Annotated in this window: 16 protein-coding genes; 5 read left to right on the forward strand and 11 right to left on the reverse strand. The window is 73.2% G+C overall.

Features of this window, described 5'->3' with window-relative positions; genetic code table 11:
* Window positions 1-222 precede the first annotated feature (222 nt).
* Window positions 223-585 (reverse strand): ABC transporter permease, encoded by a 363-nt coding sequence (locus KZ829_RS40105; protein WP_220149072.1) that lies wholly within the window; start codon window positions 583-585, stop codon window positions 223-225.
* On the opposite strand from KZ829_RS40105, the gene KZ829_RS44320 reads away from it, so the two are divergent.
* The 3 genes from KZ829_RS44320 to KZ829_RS40115 are packed head-to-tail and all read left to right on the forward strand — an operon-like array spanning window position 564 to window position 4,051.
* A complete protein-coding gene (locus KZ829_RS44320; protein ID WP_281428359.1) occupies window positions 564-698 on the forward strand; it encodes a hypothetical protein in 135 nt (44 codons plus the stop codon). The two genes, KZ829_RS40105 and KZ829_RS44320, sit on opposite strands and share 22 nt — an antisense overlap.
* The gene (locus tag KZ829_RS40110) at window positions 695-904 is read left to right on the forward strand and encodes a hypothetical protein (protein ID WP_220149073.1); all 210 of its coding nucleotides are present in this window, start codon (window positions 695-697) and stop codon (window positions 902-904) included. Before KZ829_RS44320 ends, KZ829_RS40110 begins: the two co-directional genes overlap by 4 nt.
* Window positions 905-940: 36 nt before the next feature.
* Window positions 941-4,051, forward strand: coding sequence for an ATP-binding protein (locus tag KZ829_RS40115; protein ID WP_220149074.1), 3,111 nt, complete (start codon window positions 941-943; stop codon window positions 4,049-4,051).
* Here the strand turns inward: KZ829_RS40115 and KZ829_RS40120 are convergent.
* Both KZ829_RS40120 and KZ829_RS40125 read right to left on the reverse strand, forming a co-directional pair.
* The gene (locus KZ829_RS40120) at window positions 4,041-5,051 is read right to left on the reverse strand and encodes an SGNH/GDSL hydrolase family protein (protein WP_220149075.1); all 1,011 of its coding nucleotides are present in this window, start codon (window positions 5,049-5,051) and stop codon (window positions 4,041-4,043) included. The genes KZ829_RS40115 and KZ829_RS40120 overlap by 11 nt on opposite strands.
* A gap of 292 nt (window positions 5,052-5,343) precedes the next feature.
* A complete protein-coding gene (locus tag KZ829_RS40125) occupies window positions 5,344-6,147 on the reverse strand; it encodes an SDR family oxidoreductase (protein ID WP_220149076.1) in 804 nt (267 codons plus the stop codon).
* A 124-nt stretch (window positions 6,148-6,271) separates the two neighbouring features.
* Here KZ829_RS40125 and KZ829_RS40130 point away from each other — a divergent pair, with 124 nt between their 5' ends.
* Both KZ829_RS40130 and KZ829_RS40135 read left to right on the forward strand, forming a co-directional pair.
* Entirely contained in the window at window positions 6,272-7,399 is a 1,128-nt protein-coding gene (locus KZ829_RS40130; protein ID WP_220149077.1) for a coiled-coil domain-containing protein, read from the forward strand.
* A 409-nt stretch (window positions 7,400-7,808) separates the two neighbouring features.
* A complete protein-coding gene (locus KZ829_RS40135) occupies window positions 7,809-8,147 on the forward strand; it encodes an RNA polymerase-binding protein RbpA (protein WP_220149078.1) in 339 nt (112 codons plus the stop codon).
* Window positions 8,148-8,211: 64 nt separating this feature from the next.
* Here the strand turns inward: KZ829_RS40135 and KZ829_RS40140 are convergent, their stop codons facing one another.
* From KZ829_RS40140 to KZ829_RS40175, 8 genes are all read right to left on the reverse strand, one after another.
* On the reverse strand, window positions 8,212-8,721 hold the full coding sequence (locus tag KZ829_RS40140) for an FxsA family protein (protein WP_220149079.1): 510 nt from the start codon (window positions 8,719-8,721) through the stop codon (window positions 8,212-8,214).
* A gap of 67 nt (window positions 8,722-8,788) precedes the next feature.
* Window positions 8,789-9,577, reverse strand: a complete 789-nt coding sequence (locus KZ829_RS40145; RefSeq protein WP_220149080.1) for a polyprenol monophosphomannose synthase — start codon at window positions 9,575-9,577, stop codon at window positions 8,789-8,791.
* Complete coding sequence (gene lnt / locus KZ829_RS40150; protein WP_220149081.1) at window positions 9,574-11,187, reverse strand: apolipoprotein N-acyltransferase; 1,614 nt, start codon at window positions 11,185-11,187, stop codon at window positions 9,574-9,576. Before lnt ends, KZ829_RS40145 begins: the two co-directional genes overlap by 4 nt.
* Before the next feature lie 422 nt (window positions 11,188-11,609).
* Window positions 11,610-12,827, reverse strand: coding sequence for a glutamate mutase L (locus KZ829_RS40155; RefSeq protein WP_183218921.1), 1,218 nt, complete (start codon window positions 12,825-12,827; stop codon window positions 11,610-11,612).
* Complete coding sequence (kal, locus tag KZ829_RS40160; RefSeq protein WP_183218922.1) at window positions 12,824-13,186, reverse strand: 3-aminobutyryl-CoA ammonia lyase; 363 nt, start codon at window positions 13,184-13,186, stop codon at window positions 12,824-12,826. Before kal ends, KZ829_RS40155 begins: the two co-directional genes overlap by 4 nt.
* Entirely contained in the window at window positions 13,183-13,914 is a 732-nt protein-coding gene (gene kamE / locus KZ829_RS40165; RefSeq protein ID WP_188125900.1) for a lysine 5,6-aminomutase subunit beta, read from the reverse strand. Before kamE ends, kal begins: the two co-directional genes overlap by 4 nt.
* Window positions 13,911-15,446: a lysine 5,6-aminomutase subunit alpha gene (kamD, locus tag KZ829_RS40170; RefSeq protein WP_220149082.1), complete on the reverse strand. Its 1,536-nt coding sequence runs from the start codon at window positions 15,444-15,446 to the stop codon at window positions 13,911-13,913. Before kamD ends, kamE begins: the two co-directional genes overlap by 4 nt.
* Window positions 15,447-15,460: 14 nt before the next feature.
* Window positions 15,461-16,999: an amidohydrolase gene (locus KZ829_RS40175; RefSeq protein WP_220149083.1), complete on the reverse strand. Its 1,539-nt coding sequence runs from the start codon at window positions 16,997-16,999 to the stop codon at window positions 15,461-15,463.
* Window positions 17,000-17,003: the final 4 nt, after the last annotated feature.

The raw sequence follows: 17,003 nt of genomic DNA on the forward strand, positions 1-17,003 counted from the left end.
TCGGCCGGGCATGGGAAAGAGATTCCAGGGCGGCAGTTGCGTGCCAAGTGCCCGAACCGGTGCCACCCGGTTGCGGCCAAACAGACCCCGGGGCGAACGACTCGCCACGGAGGATCGACCACGAGAAGCCCGGGTTTACGAATGCGGGTCAGGTACGGCCGGCGCCCGCCTGGGGTCCGGCGATGCGCTGGGCCGGCCACACCGGGATCACCGAGACGACGATCAGAACCGCGGCCACCACGTTGACGACCGGGGCCTGGTTGGGCCGGAACAGGTTGTTGAAGATCCACCGGCCAGCACCGACCGCCAGGCGCTGTCCAGGGCGATGCCGGTGACGATGCCGGGCAGCGCGATCGGCAGCACCACGAGCAGCGAGATCGTGTCCCGGCCGAAGAACTGGAACCGCTGCACCGCGAAGGCGATCATCGTGCCCAGCACCAGGGCGATCGCGGTGGCGCCGAGCCCGGCCTGCACCGACGTGAGCAGCGCCTGCCGGGCGCCGTCGTTGGCCCAGGCGGCCGACCACCAGCGGGTGGTGAGGTCGTGCGGCGGCCAGGCGTCCCTTGATCGTCGTCCAGGAGACACGCCGCGGCCGTGGCGGCGGCAGCTTCGCGCTCGACCTGAAACTGCACGAGCAGATGCAGGTGGAGCTCAAGGCCATCCAGCTCGGACCAGTACTCGCCGATCAGCTCGTTTGACCGAGGCGGTCGGCACACCGGTCGCGCTGGTCAACACGCACGGCCGGGTGGTCGCCGGCAGCACGGCCCACCACCTGGCGGGTTCCCTGATCCGGGACGCGCACATCCGGACGGCGCTGCTCACCGCGCTTCCGGCGGTGCTGCCCGACGGGGTCCGGCTCACGCCGTGCGGCACTCTGCCCCTGGCGGTCCTGACCTGGCCGTGAGGTCGGCGCCCGGCATCGACGTGGCAGGATCTGCTGGTGCGGATCGGGATGCTTGGATCGTTCGAGGTGCACGGCGACGACGGCGCCCGCACCGACGTGCCCGGCGCACGGCTGCGCGGGTTGCTGATCGCCCTGGCGCTGGAGACCGGCCGGGTGGTGCCGAAGGCGGCCCTGGTCGACTGGATCTGGGGTGGACACCCGCCCGCCGACGCCACCAACGCCCTGCACCGTCTGGTCTCCCGGCTGCGCAAGGTGCTGCCGGACGGCGCGGTCGAGGGGCACACCGAGGGCTACCGGCTGACCGTCGAGCCGGACGCGGTCGACGCCGTCCGGTTCGCGCGCCTGGTCACCGCGGCGCACGCCCGGGCCGGCGACGACCCGGACCGGGAGCGGCTGCTGCGGGAGGCGCTCGGCCTCTGGCGCGGGCCCGCCATGCGCGATGTCACGCTGCCGGACAGCGCGGCCTTCGGCGCGGCCGTCACCCGGCTGGAGGAGCTGCGCCTGGCCGCGCTGGAGGACCGGTACGAGTCCGGCGCCGGCCACCCCGAACTGGTCCCCGAACTGACCACCCTGGTCGCGGCGCACCCGCTGCGGGAACGCCTGGCCGCCGCCCTGATGCGCGCCCTGGCCGCCGCCGGCCGGGGCAGCGAGGCGCTGCTGGTCTACCAGCGCACCCGGGAGGCGCTGGCCGACGCCCTGGGGGTGGACCCGTCACCGGAGCTGTCCGCCCTGCACGTCGCCCTGCTGCGCGGCGACGCCCGGCGGCCGGAGCAGCGGCGCACCAACCTGCGCGCCGAGCTGACCAGCTATGTCGGCAAGTCGGCCGACGTCGCGGCGGTCCGGGAGCTGGTGGCCGGGCACCGGCTCACCACACTGACCGGGCCGGGCGGCTCGGGCAAGACCCGGCTGGCCGCGGAGTCCGCCCGTGCCCTGCTCGATGATCTTCCGGACGGGGCGTGGCTCGTGGAGCTCACCGCGATCGGCCCGGACGGTGACGTGGCGCAGGCGGCACTCGCCGGGCTCGGCCTGCGCGACACCCTGCTCGGCGAGGCGACGCCGGCCGGCCCGCTGGAGCGGCTGATGGCCGCCGTCCGGGACCGGGAGACGCTGCTCATCCTGGACAACTGCGAGCACGTGATCGAGGCGGCGGCGGAGTTCGCGCACCGGGTGCTCGGCGAGTGCCCGAAACTGCGGATCCTGGCGACCAGCCGGGAACCGCTCGGCATCGTCGGCGAGGCACTGTGGCCGGTGGAGCCGCTGGCCCTGCCCGCGGACGACGGCGACGCCGCCGGCTCCCCGGCGGTACGGCTGCTGCGCGACCGGGCCGGCGCCGTCCGCAAGGATCTCGGCAGCGACCCCGCCACCCTGTCCACGATGGTCCGGGTGTGCCGGGCGCTGGACGGGATGCCGCTGGCCATCGAGCTCGCGGCGGCCCGGCTGCGGACCATGTCCCTCGACCAGCTCGCGCACCGCCTCGACGACCGGTTCCGGCTGCTGACCGGCGGCAGCCGTACCGCCCTGCCCCGGCACCGGACACTGCGGGCGGTGATCGACTGGAGCTGGGAGCTGCTGTCCGAGGCGGAACGCACGATGCTGCGGCGGCTGTCGGTGTTCTCCGGCGGGGCGAGCCTGGAGGCGGCCGAACGGGTCTGCGGCGGCGACCACCTGGAGCTGCTCACCTCGCTCACCGAGAAGTCGCTGCTGGTGGCCGAGGGGGACGGCGCGCCCCGCTACCGGATGCTCGGCACCATCAGGGAGTACGCCGGTGACCGGCTGGCCGAGGCCGGCGAGTCGGAACAGGCCCGGCGGGCACATCTGGACTGGTGCACCGACCTGGCCGAGACCGCCGAGCCGCATCTGCGCCGGGCCGGGCAGCTGCACTGGCTGGCGCTGCTCCAGGCCGAGCACGACAACATCGGGGCCGCGATGCGCGGGGCGCTGGCGACCGGTGACGCGCCCGCGGCGATGCGGCTGGCCGCGGCCGCCGGCTGGTACTGGTGGCTCAGCGGCAACAAGACCGAGGGCGGGGAACTGATCCTGGCGGCCACCGGGACGCCCGGTGCGGTGCCCGACGACATCCGGGCCACCGTCTACGCGATCTTCACCATGTTCCTGACCGACGGCCCCGGCGACGAGCACCGGGCGGCCGAGTGGATCGTCAAGGCGTACGAGCTGAGCCGGCACGCCCCACGCCACCATCCGCTGATCGGTTTCACCGCCCCGCTGGAGCGCCTGCTGCGGGAACCGGGCGCGGTCCTGTCCGCCTTCGAACCGCTGCTCGACGACCCGGATCCGTGGGCCCGCGCGCTGGCCCGGCTGCACCTGGGCAAGATGCGGACGCTGCTCGGCCACGGTGGACACGACGCGGACGCCCACCTCGAGACGGCGCTCACCGAGTTCCGGGCGCTCGGCGAGCGGTTCGGCATCTCGTTCGCGCTGATCGAGCTGGCGAACCGGATCGCCACCCGCGGCGAGTTCACCACCGCCTGCGGGTACTACGAGGAGGCGATCGAGGTCGTCACCCCGATCGGCGCGGTCGAGGACGTGATCCGGATGCGGGCCCGGCAGGCGCAGCTGTACTGGCTGGCCGGTGACCGCGAGGCCGCCGCGACCGCGCTCGCCGGGGCGCGGCGCTCGGCGGAGCGGGTCACCTGGCCGGGTTCGCTGGCCGAGCTGGCACTCGCCGAGGCGCGCCTGGCCCACTGGGCCGGCGACCGGACGGAGGCGTACCGGCGGCTCACGGCCGCGACCGGGATCCTGGGCGACGATGCCGAGCGGCCGAACGTCCGTGCCGAGATCGAGGATCTGCTCGGCTACCTCACCGAGGACCACCACGAGGCCGGTACGCACCGCGCCGCCGCCTACCGCGCGGCGGTAGAGACCAGCCACGCGCCGCTGATCGCCCAGGTGCTCGTCGGCGTCGCCGACCAGGCGCTGCGCCACGACGACCCGGAGCAGGCGGCGCGGCTGCTCGCGGCGAGCACCGCGGTCCGGGGCCTGCCGGACCGCGCGCACCCGGACGCGGCCCGGATCGAGCGTGCCGTCCACGAGCGCCTGGGCGAGGGGTTCGCCGGGGCGACGGCGGACGGCACGGCAGCCGACTGGCGCCGGCTGGCCGAGGCCACGCTCGCTCCTCTCAGCGGGTGAAGACGTCCAGCGGGACAGCGTCGGCGATGGCCTGGAGCCCGGCCGCGCCGGGGTGCAGGTGGTCGCCCGAGTCGTACGCCGGCCGGAAACGGGTGGGCGCGGACGGGTCGTGGGTGGCCCGGTCCGCGTCGAGGACGGCGTCGCAGCCACTGCCGGGGCCACGCAGGAACGCGTTGATCTCACCGCGGGCCGCCTCACCGTGGGCGGTCCAGTAACCGGCGCCCTCGTACGGCGTGAGCGTCGCACAGATCACCCGCAGCCCCGCCCCGTGCGCCCGCTCGACCAGCTTCCCGAGGGCGCCGATCAGCTCGGCGGCGGACGGCGGATCGGCCGCGCCCAGGTCGTTGATCGCGTCATCCAAGATGATCACCCAGCGGGCGCCCGGCCGGCTGAGGACGTCACGTTCGAACCGGTTGAGCGCACTCTCGCCGCGGTCGTCGACGGTGAGCCGGTTGCCGCTGATCCCGGCGTTGAGCACCCCGACCGTGTGCCCGGCCGCGCGCAGACGGTCGGCGAGCAGGTCGGGCCAGCGCTGGTTGCCGTTGAGGCGGGAGCCGAACCCGTCGGTGATGGAGGCCCCGAACGCGACCACCGCGCCGGCCGCGTCCGCGTTGCGCACGTCCAGCCCGGACAGGAAGTACCAGCTGCTCTCGGTCTTCGCCCCGGACAGCGTGCCGGCCGCCGCCTGGTCACCGGAGGCGACGTACGTGTCCTGCACCGCGATCCCGTGCATGGTCCCGCCGGCGGTGGTGGGCAGGTGCACGGTGACCGCCACGTCTCCGTCGGCCGGCACCGGGAACGCCACCTCGTCGCTGACCGCGGTCTGCCCGGCCGGCACGGTCACCGAGGTCGCGCCACCGAACGTGACCGGCCGGGAGCCGGTGACGGTGCCGCCGCCGGCCCGGTTCGCCAGGTAGGCCGAGCCGATGACCAGCGGCCCGCTGCCGAACTCGTTGGAGAACCGGACACGGGCGCTGTCACCGCCGATGCTGGTGTGCACGATCTGCCGTACCGTGTGATCTTGAAAAGACCGACCACCGTGCTGGACCGCGGTCCCCCAGGTCCCCACCCACGAAGCCGGCGGGGCCGACGGGACCGGAGCCGATGACGGCGGCGGCATGGGCACGGACGGCGCCGAACACCCCGCGGCGAGACTCAGCGCGAACGCCACCGCGCACCGCCACATCGACTTGTTGATCACCGGCGCACATTCTGCCGGTCGACGGTCACCGATGGTGGCGGGGGGAGGTGTCACACCCGCGGGCGCTGCTCGAGATCGACCACGCGGCGGTCTAGCGGGGCAGGTCGTGCCGCCGGTGGACGATCTTCTCGACGACACCACCGGGCAGCAACCGCCGCAGCGCGAAGACGAGCGGCGCGTTGCTGCCCACCGCGTACCGTGCCTTCGGCCGCTCCGCCTCGATCGCCGCGACGATCGTGGCGGCGACCCGCTCGGCGGTGACCCCGGCCCGCTCGTTGCGGTTCAGCGCGGTCAGCATCCGCTCGAAGTCGGCCCGGTACGGCGAGCCGTCACCGATGTACTTCGTCCGCCGCTCGCTGATGCCGGTCGCGATCGACCCGGGCTCCACCGTGGTCAGCCACACCCCGAACGGCGACAGCTCGTGCCGTGCCCCGTTGCTGAACCCCTTGATCGCGGCTTTCGAGGCGACGTAGGACGACCGGTACGCCAGCGGGAACGACGCCAGCATCGACCCGACCATCACCACCCGGCCGTGACCGCGCTCCCGCATCCCCGGCAGCGCGAGCTGCGTGAGCCGGACCGGACCGAGCACGTTCACCTGGAAGATCCGCCGCAGCGCCTCGCCCGGCAGTTCCTCGATCGGCCCGGACTGGCTCTCGCCCGCGTTGTTGACCAGCACGTCCACACCGCTCAGCGTCTCGGCGAGGCCCTCGATCGAGGCGTCGTCGGCGAGGTCGAGTGCCACGTACTCGACGCCGGGCGCCCTCTGTTCCGGCTGGAGCGAGGACGGGTCACGGCTGGTGCCCAGCACGCGATAACCGCGGGCGGCGAGTGCCGCCGCGGTCGCCTTCCCGATACCGGACGAGGCGCCGGTGACCAACGCGGTGCGATTCACGTGAGCAACCTAGCCGCACTTGACCGGCCGGTCACGCCGGGAGACCGTCACGCCCAGGATCGAACGGTTGCGCCGGTGTGGTTGCCGGGGTGGTGCCGCCGCCCCGCATAGGGTGGGGAGCGCTATGACTGTGCAGGATTCCGAAGCCGAGACCCGTCCCTGCGCCCACTGCGGGCGCCCCGTGCCACAGCGCGCCTCCGCCGGGCGCCCGTTCCGCTACTGCCGTGACAACGACGGTGAGTGCCAGCGGGCCTCGCGCAACGTGCGGATGCGGCACCGTTCGTCGCCGGGACTGGCCGGGCAGGTGGCGCGCACCTGGGAGGTCGTCGACCGGCTCGACCAGTTGGTCGGCACGCTGACCGAGTCGCTGCACTCGGAGATGTCCCCGGCCGGGGTGGAACGCCAGCTCGCCGAGGTGCGGGCGGAGACGTCCGGGCAGGTGGCGGCGGCGCACGCGGAACGCGACGACGCCCGCCGCGACGCCGAGCAGGCGGCCGACGCGGCGATCGCGGCACAGCAGGTCGCGGCGGCGGCCACCGCCGAACGGGACGAGGCCCGGCGGCAGGCCGGTGACGCGCAGCGCGCCGCCGAGGAGGCCGGGATCCGGGAGCAGGAGGCGGTCACAGCCCGCGACGAGGCGGTCCGGGCGGCGACCGCTGCCGCCGCGCTGCGCGAGCGGGCCGAGGCCGAGCGGGACGCCGCGGCCGAGGAGCTGGGCACGGCCAAACAGGACCTTCAGGGGGTACGGGCACAGCGTGACACCGCGGAACGGGACCTGAGGACAGCACTCCAGGACGCCAGGGAGTTCCGTGACCGGGCCGAGGAGGAGCAGCACCGCTCCCAGGAGCGGCTCGCCGCGGCACGGTCGGAGGCGGATCGCGCCACGGCCGAGGCGGAGCAGGTCCGGCAGGCGGCGGCGGCCGCCGAACGGGACCGGGACGAGGCGGCCGCCCGGGCACGGCAGGCGCACGCCGAGGCCGCCGCGAAACGGGACGAGCTGGCGGCGGTGGTCGCGGAACGGGACGGCCTCCGGCGTACCGGGGATGATCTCGAACGTGCCGCCGAGCGCGCCGCGCGGGAACGCGCCGATCTGGAACGCCGCCTCGCGTCCGCCCGTGCCGACGCCGACGCCGCCCAGGAGCGGGTGGCCCAGTTGACCTCGCAGGTGAGCGATCTGGCGTCCGCGCTGGCCGCCCTGGGCGCCGCCCGCCCGGGCCCGCCGGCTCAGCCCGCCCCGTCCGGCAACAGTTGAGCCGGCCCGCCGGGTGTTTCGCCCGCATTTCGAGCCCCTGGCCGTAAACTGGTGAAGTTTCTCACGTCCCACCGGCCTGTAAGCGGCGGAACGGGAACCGATCACTACCGTGGGCGAGCCGGAGGGTGACCTACGGTTCCGTGATTTACGAGTGAATTCGACCGAGTGACCGACATCGCACCACCCGTAGAACTCTCAAACCGCCATAAGGTGGACCAAGGTCCACTCGGCGGCGGGTTCGGTTTGCCGGGTGGGGTGAGTGGCCGGTTACGCTCATAGCGTTAACACCGCCGATACAGGCGGCCGATAGGGACTTTGGCGGTGCCGGAATTCCGGTGGAGGAATCCGGCGGCCGCTCCTTTCGTTACACCAACGAGAGCAGCACCACTAAGCGAGGGGAAAGCCGATCATGGGCGAACGCATGCTGCGCGGCAGCCGTCTTGGCGCGGTCAGCTACGAGTCCGACCGTAACACCGAGCTGGCGCCCCGACAGTCCCGCGAGTACCTGTGCGTCAAGGGTCACCAGTTCGAGGTGCCGTTCGCCGTCGATGCCGAGGTGCCGGTCACCTGGGAGTGCAAGTTCGACGGCAGCGTCGCCCGCCTGGTCGACGGCAACGAGCCGGAGCAGAAGAAGGCGAAGCCGCCGCGCACCCACTGGGACATGCTGCTCGAGCGGCGTTCGATCGCCGAGCTGGAGGACATCCTCAACGAGCGGCTGCAGGAGGTTCGCACCCGCCGCGGTCGCTGAGGTCAGCAAACGAGAAGGCCGCCCCCTCCGTCTGGAGGGGGCGGCCTTCTCGTGTTCCTACCGGCTAGCGGACTATCTCGCCCTCGATGGCGGCGGCCGGCGGGCGCGGCTGGTCGTCGTCGACGACCACGACGGTGACCGGGTCGCTCTGATGCACCCGGACCCGGCGCGGCCCGAACAGGTCGCCGGTGGCGGCGCCGCCGAGGTTGCGCTGGGCGAACCGCTCCACCCCGCGGCGGGCCAGGATCCGGCCCGGCGGCAGCAGCAGGAGCAGACCGGCGATGCCGGTGAGGAACCCGGGCAGGGCCAGCAGCAGCGCCCCGAAGAGGCCGATCAGGGAGTTGCTGACCTCCTTGCCGGGCGGGCGCCCCGCCCGGACCGCCTCCTGGAAGGCGCGGAAGCCGCGAACGCCCTCACGGCGCAGCAGTGCGATGCCGGCGACACAGGACGCGGCGAGCAGCAGGACCGCCCAGAGCGCGCCGATGGCGTCCGCCACCGCCAGGAAGACCACGATCTCCGCCACCGCCAGCAACGGGAACGCGATCGGTAGGTAGGCAAGCCTGCTACGCCGCATGTCGAACTCCACTCACCGATGGGTGTCGCGAGCCCGTCTCACGACCGGCCCCGTCCAGCATGACACCTCACGGCCAGGTGGTGCTCTGCCGTTGCTTGCGGTTGAGCAGGTTGAGCAGGTCTTCCTTGCGGGCCTGAGCGCCCCACAGGGTGACCCTCAGCAGCTGTTCCTTGAAGATGTTGCCGCTCATCTTGCTGACGCCGTGTTCGCGCTCGGTGAACGTGATCGGCACCTCGATCATCCGGAACCCCTGCCGGTACGCCCGCCAGGCCATCTCCACCTGGAACGAGTAACCGGTGGAGGCGATGGTGCCCACCTCGATCTTGTCGAGGACCGACAGACGGTACGCCCGGTAGCCGCCGGTCGCGTCCTTGAACGGCATGCCCAGCGCCATCCGGATGTAGATGTTGCCGCCCCGCGACAGCAGCAGGCGCCGCAGCGGCCAGTTGTGCACGCTGCCGCCCGGGATGTAGCGGGTGCCGAGGACCGCGTCGTGGTCGCCCAGCGCGTCGAGGAGACCGGGCAGCTCCTCCGGGGCGTGCGAGCCGTCCGCGTCCAGCTCGACGACCGCGTCGTACCCCTTGTCCTTCGCCCACTGGAAACCGGCCTTGTAGGCCGCGCCCAGGCCCTCCTTGCCGGCCCGGTGCAGGACGAAGATGTGATCGTCGGCCTCGGCCAGCTCGTCGGCGATGGCGCCGGTCCCGTCCGGCGAGTTGTCGTCCGCGATCAGGATGTCGACGACCGGGACCGCTTTACGGACCCGATCGGTGATCACCCGGACGTTGTCCGCCTCGTTGTAGGTGGGGATGATCACGAGGACCCGTCCCACTCCCGGGTAACCTTCCGCCTCGCTCACCGTTCCTCCGAAACCTGTACGCCGTCACTGTTGATAGTCCCCCGTCGGCGGCGCAACGGCAGCACACCGACGAGGGCGACGACCGTACCAAAGACGATGACCGCCTCCGGCCGAGCGCCCGAACGAGTCGCCAGCGTACGCGGTCCGTCCAGATTCATGTCACGCACCACCACCGCCGCCGTGTTGAAACCGGTCGAATCGTGCACATCGCCCGTCGCGTCAACGAATCCGGACACTCCTACGGTGGACACCATCAGGGCCTCCCGGCCGTGCTCGACGGCCCGTAGACGCACCATGGCCAGCTGCTGACGGGCCTCTGCCTCGTTGAAGGTGGCGTTGTTGGTCTGCACCGCCAGGATCTGGGCGCCGCCGGTCACCACGTCCCGGACGATCCCGTCGTAGGCGACCTCGAAGCAGATGACGTCACCGAGGACCGCGGCGCCGGTGTCGACGACCCCGGGCTCGTCGCCGCCGAGCATGTTACGGACCAGGTCGGCCTTGCCGCTGACCAGCCGGGCGACCGAGCGCAGCGGCATGTACTCGGCGAACGGCACCGGGTGGCGCTTCTCATACTGCTGGGCGTGGTCGGGGCCGGTGCCGGGGCGCCACAGGATGCCCACGTTGTAGATGTCGCCGGGCACCTCGGTGCGCTGGAGGGTGCCGACCAGGATGGGTGCCCTGATCGCGTCGGCGGCGGACTGGATGAGGGCGGCCGCGTCCGCGTTCTGGAGCGGGTCGATGTCGCTGGAGTTCTCCGGCCACACCACCAGGCCGGGCTGCTTCTGCCGGCCGGCGGCGACCTCGGCGGCCAGCGCCCGGGTGGCGTTGACGTGGTTGTCGAGCACGGCCCGCCGCTGGGCGTTGAAGTCGAGGCCGAGCCGGGGCACGTTACCCTGCACGATCGCGACCGTGGTGGCGTCGCCGCCCGGCACGGTCAGCGGAAGGGCGGCCGGCGCGGCCAGCAGCAGGGCGGTCACGGCGGCGAACCCGGCGGCCGGCAGCAGGGTGCGGGGGCTCCACCGGCGCCAGGCCAGCGCCACGAGCGCGCCGCCGGCGGCCGCCACGGCGAAGGTGACCAGGGGGGCGCCACCGTAGGCCGCCAGCCGCAGGGTCGGCGCGTCACCCTGGCTGAACGCGATCCGCCCCCAGGGGAAGCCGCCGAACGGGGTGCGGTCGCGCAGGAACTCGCTCGTGGTCCAGATCAGCCCGGCCAGCAGCGGCCACAGCGCCCGCCAGCGGTCCACCAGCGGGGACAGCCAGGATCCGGCCAGGCCGGCGAGGCCGGCATACAGCGCCTGGAGGCCGGCCAGCAGCGTCCAGGGCAGCCAGCCGGCGGCGATCCGCGTCCACTCCAGCATGGGGAAGAACAGCACCACCCCGGCCAGCACGCCGAGGCCGAACCCGGCCCGCAGACGGCGCCGGTGCACGGCCGCGGCCAGCAGCGCCACCCCGACCGGTGAGAGCCACCACAGGTCGTACGGGGGAAGGGCCAGCAGCAGGGCCGCGCCGGCGGCGACCGCGAGGGCCGCGGCCACCGGCAGGCGCAGCGGGCGCGCCGTCGGCTCCGGGCCGGCGCCCGGATCGGCGAGCGCCCGCGGGGGGAGAGTCATTTCCACCCGTGGCAGGCTACCCGCCCGCGACCTGCGACGACGGAGGGGCGCGGTCACGGTTCGACCACGCCCCTCGGGTGCTCCTGTCCTCTCCACGGCCGGTGAAATCCGCGGGATCTCGCCGTGACCTTCGGACCGACCCGCCGCGTGCCGGATGCCCGCGTCGTGCCGTTGTCTACTGGCCATGGACCGATCCCCGGAAGGGCCACCTGAACGCGGCCCGGTCCGCACCGCTCCGCGCGCCCCCGCCCCCTGGACCTGGCTCTGCGCACGACCCCTGCGAGGACTGCGGCCAGTGGGTGGAGGAGCGGAGCGGATCATGACCGCTCGCCGTGGAACAGGACCAGAAGACGGTACGTCGTCCACCCGCTGCCCTGTCAACCGGGGCACCCGCGTGACGGCGTGTCGTATTCACCGGCGTGTCACATCTCGTACCTGATCGAGTTACTCAGGAGTTCACCGGCGACCGCGGGATGGTCGGCCGACAGGAGACCGGCCGCGGCCAGAACGTACTGCTCGTCGATCACGGTGCGGGCCCGGTCCGGGGGCGCCCAGCCACCGGCCACATCGGACAGCACGGCTCCGAGGACCCGCTCTCCCCCACCGTGGCGCAGCACACCTCCGGAGCCGAGCAGGAGACGTACGTCACACAGCCCCGGACGGCCGCGCGCGTGCCGGCGCAGGGCGACCACCGCGGCCGTCGCCGCCAGATCCCGGTCGTCGCCCGGTTCCGGCAGCTTCTCCGCCACGGCCGCGGCCCGGGTGCCGTCCGCACCGGCGGCCACGCCCAGATCGCCCTCGACGGTGCGGGCCCGCCACAGGGTGCCGGCCACGTCCCGCCGGGGCCCGGTCTCGCTCTCCGGATCGGGAACGAGCGCCGAGTAGACGTCGGTGGTGGCGCCGCCCACGTCGACGACCAGGATGCCGAACCCGGTCCGGTCGGCCAGCGCCTCGACCCCGGCGAGCACCGCGTCCGGGGTGGCGGCACGCACCAGCGAGGCGAACCGGCGGCCCCGGGAGAGACGTTTGCCACCGATCACGTGACGCAGGAAGACGTCCCGGATCGCGGCGCGGGCCGGCAGCGGGTCCAGGACGCCGATGCGCGGCAGCACGTTGGCGGCCGGGGTCACCGGCACACCGCGGGCGGTCAGGACGGCGAGCGCCTCGTCGCGTACGTCCGCGTTGCCGGCCAGGACCACCGGGAGCCGGATCCGGGCCGCGGCCAGGCGGCGGGCGTTGTGCAGCAGCACCTCGCCGTCGCCGCCGTCGGTGCCGCCCACCAGCAGCAGCACGTCCGGGCGGGCGGCGCGCAGCCGGGTGAGACCGGGCCCGCTCATCGGCCCGGCCGCCACGTGCACCACCTGCGCACCCGCGGACAGGCCGACCCGGTGCCCGGCCTCGGCGGTGACCAGCGCCTCGTACCCGATCACGGCGAGCCGCAGCCCGCCGCCCGCGGAGGAGCAGACGCGCAGCTCGTCGCCGCCGCCCACGGCGGCGACAGCGGCGTCCAGCCCGTGCAGGACGTCGGTCGCGGAGGTGGTCGGCACCTCGGCGCGGCGGATCAGTCGCGCGCCGTCCAGATCGATCTTGGCGGCTTTGGTGTACGTGGATCCGACGTCCACGCAGACCGCGGTCGTCACTTCGGTGGCACGACGACGGTGCCGGTCGCCGTGGTGGCGACGATCGGCTCGCCGAGCACCGCGGCGGCGGAGCCCTCGGTGCCGCGGCAGACCACCCGCACCTCGAAGTCGATCTTCCGGGAGCGGGTGCCCATCTTCACCACGGTCCCGGTGATCTCCAGCATGTCGCCGGCCCGCACCGGGGCCTTGAACTGCACGTCGTCGTAGGAGGCGAAGAGCCCCTCGTCGCCGTCCAGCCGGATGCAGATCTCGGTGGCCACATCGCCGAACAGGCCGAGCGAGTAGGCGCCGTCGACCAGGTTCCCGGCGTAGTGGGCGTGGGCGTAGGGCACGTAGCGGCGGTGCGTCACGGTGATCATTTCGAGCTCCCGGCGAGGGCGTGAACGAGATAGGAGGCGACCTCGCGGGGCGTGGTGCCGCGGCTGAAGATCCGGTCGACGCCCAGCTCGCCCGTCATCAGCTCGTCGAACCGGGGCCCGCCCACGATCAGCAGGGGCCGTCTGCCGGCCGGCAGCGCCTCCCGGAACGCGGCCGACATGGCCCGGGTGTTCTGGAGGTGCGCGTCGCGCTGGGTGACGACCTGGGAGACGAGCACGGCGTCGGCCTTCTTCTCCCGGGCCGTCTCCACCAGGTCGGGCACCGACACCTGGGCGCCCATGTTGGTGACCGACAGCTCGGAGTAGTACTCCAGGCCCTTCTCGCCGGCGATGCCCTTGAGGTTGAGGATGGCGTCGATGCCGACGGTGTGCGCGTCGGTGCCGATGCAGGCGCCGACCACGTTGAGCCGCCGCCGCAGCCGCCGTTTGATCGCGGCGTTGACCTCCTTGGCGCTCAGCAGCGGGAAGTCGCGCTCGACCACCTGGACCTTCTCGGTGTCGACGAGGTGGTTCACCTTGCCGTACACGACGAAGAAGGTGTAGCCGTCGCCCATCTGCTTGGCGTGCACCAGCATGGCCGGGTCCATGCCCATCTTGCCGGCGAGCTGGAGGGCGGCGCCCTCGGCGCGTTTGTCGTGCGGGATCGGCAGGGTGAAGGAGATCTGCACCATGCCGTCGCCGGTGGTGTCCCCATAGGGCCGGATGATCACAGCGCCTCCGCGACCGGGTTGTAGTAGTCCTCGTCCTGCTTCTCGACGCCGTCCAGGCCCTTGCCCCGGTCCGCGGGCCGTTTCATGATCCCGAACGTGCCGTCCGCGATGGCGTTGAGCATGCCGTCGTCGACGATGCGCTCCAGCAGGTCGATCGCCTCGGAGAGGACCTGGTTCGCGCGGCCGCGGATGAACGGCCCGGGGGTGAAGTCCTCGTGCAGGTTCCCGGCGCCGTTGAGGACGTACCGGACGTTCTGCAGGGCGATGTCGCGGTCGGACAGCCAGGGCGTGACGACCGCCTCGGTCATCATGCCGACCAGCAGGATGCCCTGTCCGGTGAGCGCCCCGGCCAGGTTGAAGAAGCCGTCGAGCAGGTTGCCGCGGAACACGTCCCCGGTCATGTGCTTGGTCGGCGGCATCCACTTCAGCGGCGCGTCGGGGAACAGCTCACGGGCGAGCAGCGCGTGCGCCAGCTCCAGACGGAATGATTCCGGCAGATCCGGATTTATCTCGAAGGCGTGCCCCAGGCCGAGTTGCCAGTCCGCCAGCCCGGCCTCGTGGGCGAAGTACTCGTTCATCAGCTGCGACACCGTCACCGTGTGCGCGGCCTCGACGGCGTCGGCGGTAGTCAGGTAGTTGTCCTCGCCGGTGTTGATGATGATCCCGGCACGGGCGTGGATCTGCCGGGAGAACCGCTGGTCGACGAAGGTTCGGATCGGGTTGATGTCGCGGAACAGGATGCCGTACATCGAGTCGTTGAGCATCATGTCCAGGCGCTCCAGCCCGGCCAGCGTGGCGATCTCCGGCATGCACAGGCCGGAGGCGTAGTTGGTCAGCCGCACGTACCGGCCGACCTCCTTCGACGTCTCGTCCAGGGCGGCCCGCATCAGCCGGAAGTTCTCCTGCGTGGCGTAGGTGCCGGCGAACCCCTCCCGGGTGGCGCCCTCCGGCACGTAGTCCAGCAGCGACTGGCCGGTGGACCGGATCACCGCGATCACGTCGGCGCCGGCCCGCGCCGCCGCCTGGGCCTGCGGGATGTCCTCGTAGATGTCGCCGGTGGCCACGATCAGGTAGATCCACGGGCGCTGCTTCGGGTCCCCGTGCCGCTTGATCAGCCGGTCCCGCTCGGCCCGGCGCCGGTCGATCGTCTTGAGGCCGGCCGCGGTGGCGCGCCTGGCCCGCTGCCGCGCCCTGCCGGGAGAGGCCGGCATGGTGAACCGCACCGACCCCGCCGCGGCCTTCTGCGCCAGGACCGTCACGTCCTCCACGCCGGCCGTCTCCATCGCGTGGAACACCGGCACGGCCACCCCGTGACCGAGCCCGACGTCCGCACGCACCGCGTCGACCAGCCGGTTCACCCACGGGATGCCGTCCGGGTCGGCGCCGGTCACCCCGGCCAGCCGCAGCACCGCACGCTCCACCGACACGGTCGTGTGCGACCGCGCCAGGTCGACCACCGGCTGCCCCGCCCGCGCGGCGAGCGCCCTTGCCCGCGCGACCACGGTCGCATCCAGATCCAGCTTCCCGGCCAACGAAACGCCTCCTGTTACCTCTCGAAAATCGTGTCGCCGTGCAGCACCGTGCGACGGCAGACCGGACGGGCCGGTTCGGCGCCGTCGATGTCCGGCAGCAGGGCCGGGAGGCCGTCGGCCAGCCCGGCCGGGGTCTCCCAGGCCGCGAACGTCGCCGTCGCGCCCGGCTTGAGCACGCCCGCGTTCTGCACGGCGGCGGCCCGCCAGCCGCCCGCGCTGCTCGCCGCGAACGCCGACCGGACGCTCATCCGGAACCTCGGGTTCCGCGGGGCCGCGGCGGCCAGCACCACGGCCCACGGGTCGAGCGCCGTCACCGGCGAGTCCGAGCCGAACGCCAGCGCCACCCCGGTCGCGTGCATCGCCCCGATCGGGTTGCTGGCCAGCGCCCGGTCGGCGCCGAGGCGCTGCGCGTACATCCGGTCCGGGCCGCCCCACAGCGCGTCGAAGACCGGCTGGACCGACGCGATCACGCCGAACTCCACCATCCGGGCGATCATCGCCTTGTCGATCAGCTCGACGTGCTCCACCCGGTGGTGGCCCTCGCGCACCTTGTCGACGCCGACGCTCTTCGCGGCGATCGCGAAACCCTCCAGGACCGTCTCGATGGCGGCGTCGCCGATCGCGTGGAAACCGCCCTGGAAACCGATCCGGATGCAGTCCAGCAGATGCTCGGCGGCCTGCTCGGCGGTCAGGAACGCCTCGCCGCAGCCGTGGTCGCCGTCGCGGTACGGCGACCGCACCGACGCCGTCCGGGAACCGAGCGCGCCGTCCGCGTACAGGTCGCCGGCCGCGCCGTGCGCGCCCAGCTCCCGCGCCCGCTCGGCGCCGCCCAGCTCGCCCCAGTAGCCGAACACCTGCGGCAGGCCCTGCCCGGAGAGCGCGAGCACCGACGCGAAGTCCGCCTCGCTGGAGGTCCCCGGGCCGCCGCACTCGTGCACCGCCGCGATGCCCATCGACGCGGCGCGGCCCAGAGCTGTGCGCTGCGCCGCGGCCCGCTGCTCCGGTGTCAGCGAGCCGAGCGCCACGGCACGCACCGCGTGGTGCGCGGCCTCCCGCACCCAGCCGGACTCGTGGTAGCCGTGCACCCCGGCCGCGACCGGCAGCAGCGACGACGAGGCGAGCGCCGAATGCACCGACGCCTGCGACAGGTACACCTTGCGGCCGTCGGCGGCGCGTTCCAGCTGCTCCGCGGTCGGCGGCGTCTGGTCGCTCCAGGTCGACTCGTCCCAGCCGTGCCCGTGCACCACCCCACCGGCCGGGCGGGTCGCCGCGAACGCCGCCACCCTCTCCAGCAGCTCGCCCGGCGACCGCACCGCCGACAGGTCCAGGCCCTCGAAGGCCAGGCCGGTGTCGGTGGCGTGCACATGCGCGTCCACGAACGCCGGAGTGACCAGCGCGCCGTCCAGGTCGACGGTGACGTCGGCGGCCGGCACGTCACCCGAGTCGCCCAGCCAGGCGATCGTGCCGCCCCGGGTGACCATGGCGGTGGCGCGGGGTTCCGCGGCCGAGTAGAAGCGGCCGTTGACGTAGCGAACCGAGGGTGTGTCAGTCATGCGC

Origin of the sequence: Actinoplanes hulinensis (genome assembly GCF_019429605.1) — a bacterium.
GTDB classification, from domain to species: domain Bacteria; phylum Actinomycetota; class Actinomycetes; order Mycobacteriales; family Micromonosporaceae; genus Actinoplanes; species Actinoplanes campanulatus.

Coding starts and splice junctions, on each gene's coding strand:
- kal (WP_183218922.1), bottom strand. CDS start 13,186: ATGATCACCGTGACGCACCGCCGCTACGTGCCCTACGCCCACGCCCAC.
- KZ829_RS40140 (WP_220149079.1), bottom strand. CDS start 8,721: ATGCGGCGTAGCAGGCTTGCCTACCTACCGATCGCGTTCCCGTTGCTG.
- lnt (WP_220149081.1), bottom strand. CDS start 11,187: ATGACTCTCCCCCCGCGGGCGCTCGCCGATCCGGGCGCCGGCCCGGAG.
- KZ829_RS40130 (WP_220149077.1), top strand. CDS start 6,272: ATGACTGTGCAGGATTCCGAAGCCGAGACCCGTCCCTGCGCCCACTGC.
- KZ829_RS40135 (WP_220149078.1), top strand. CDS start 7,809: ATGGGCGAACGCATGCTGCGCGGCAGCCGTCTTGGCGCGGTCAGCTAC.
- KZ829_RS40175 (WP_220149083.1), bottom strand. CDS start 16,999: ATGACTGACACACCCTCGGTTCGCTACGTCAACGGCCGCTTCTACTCG.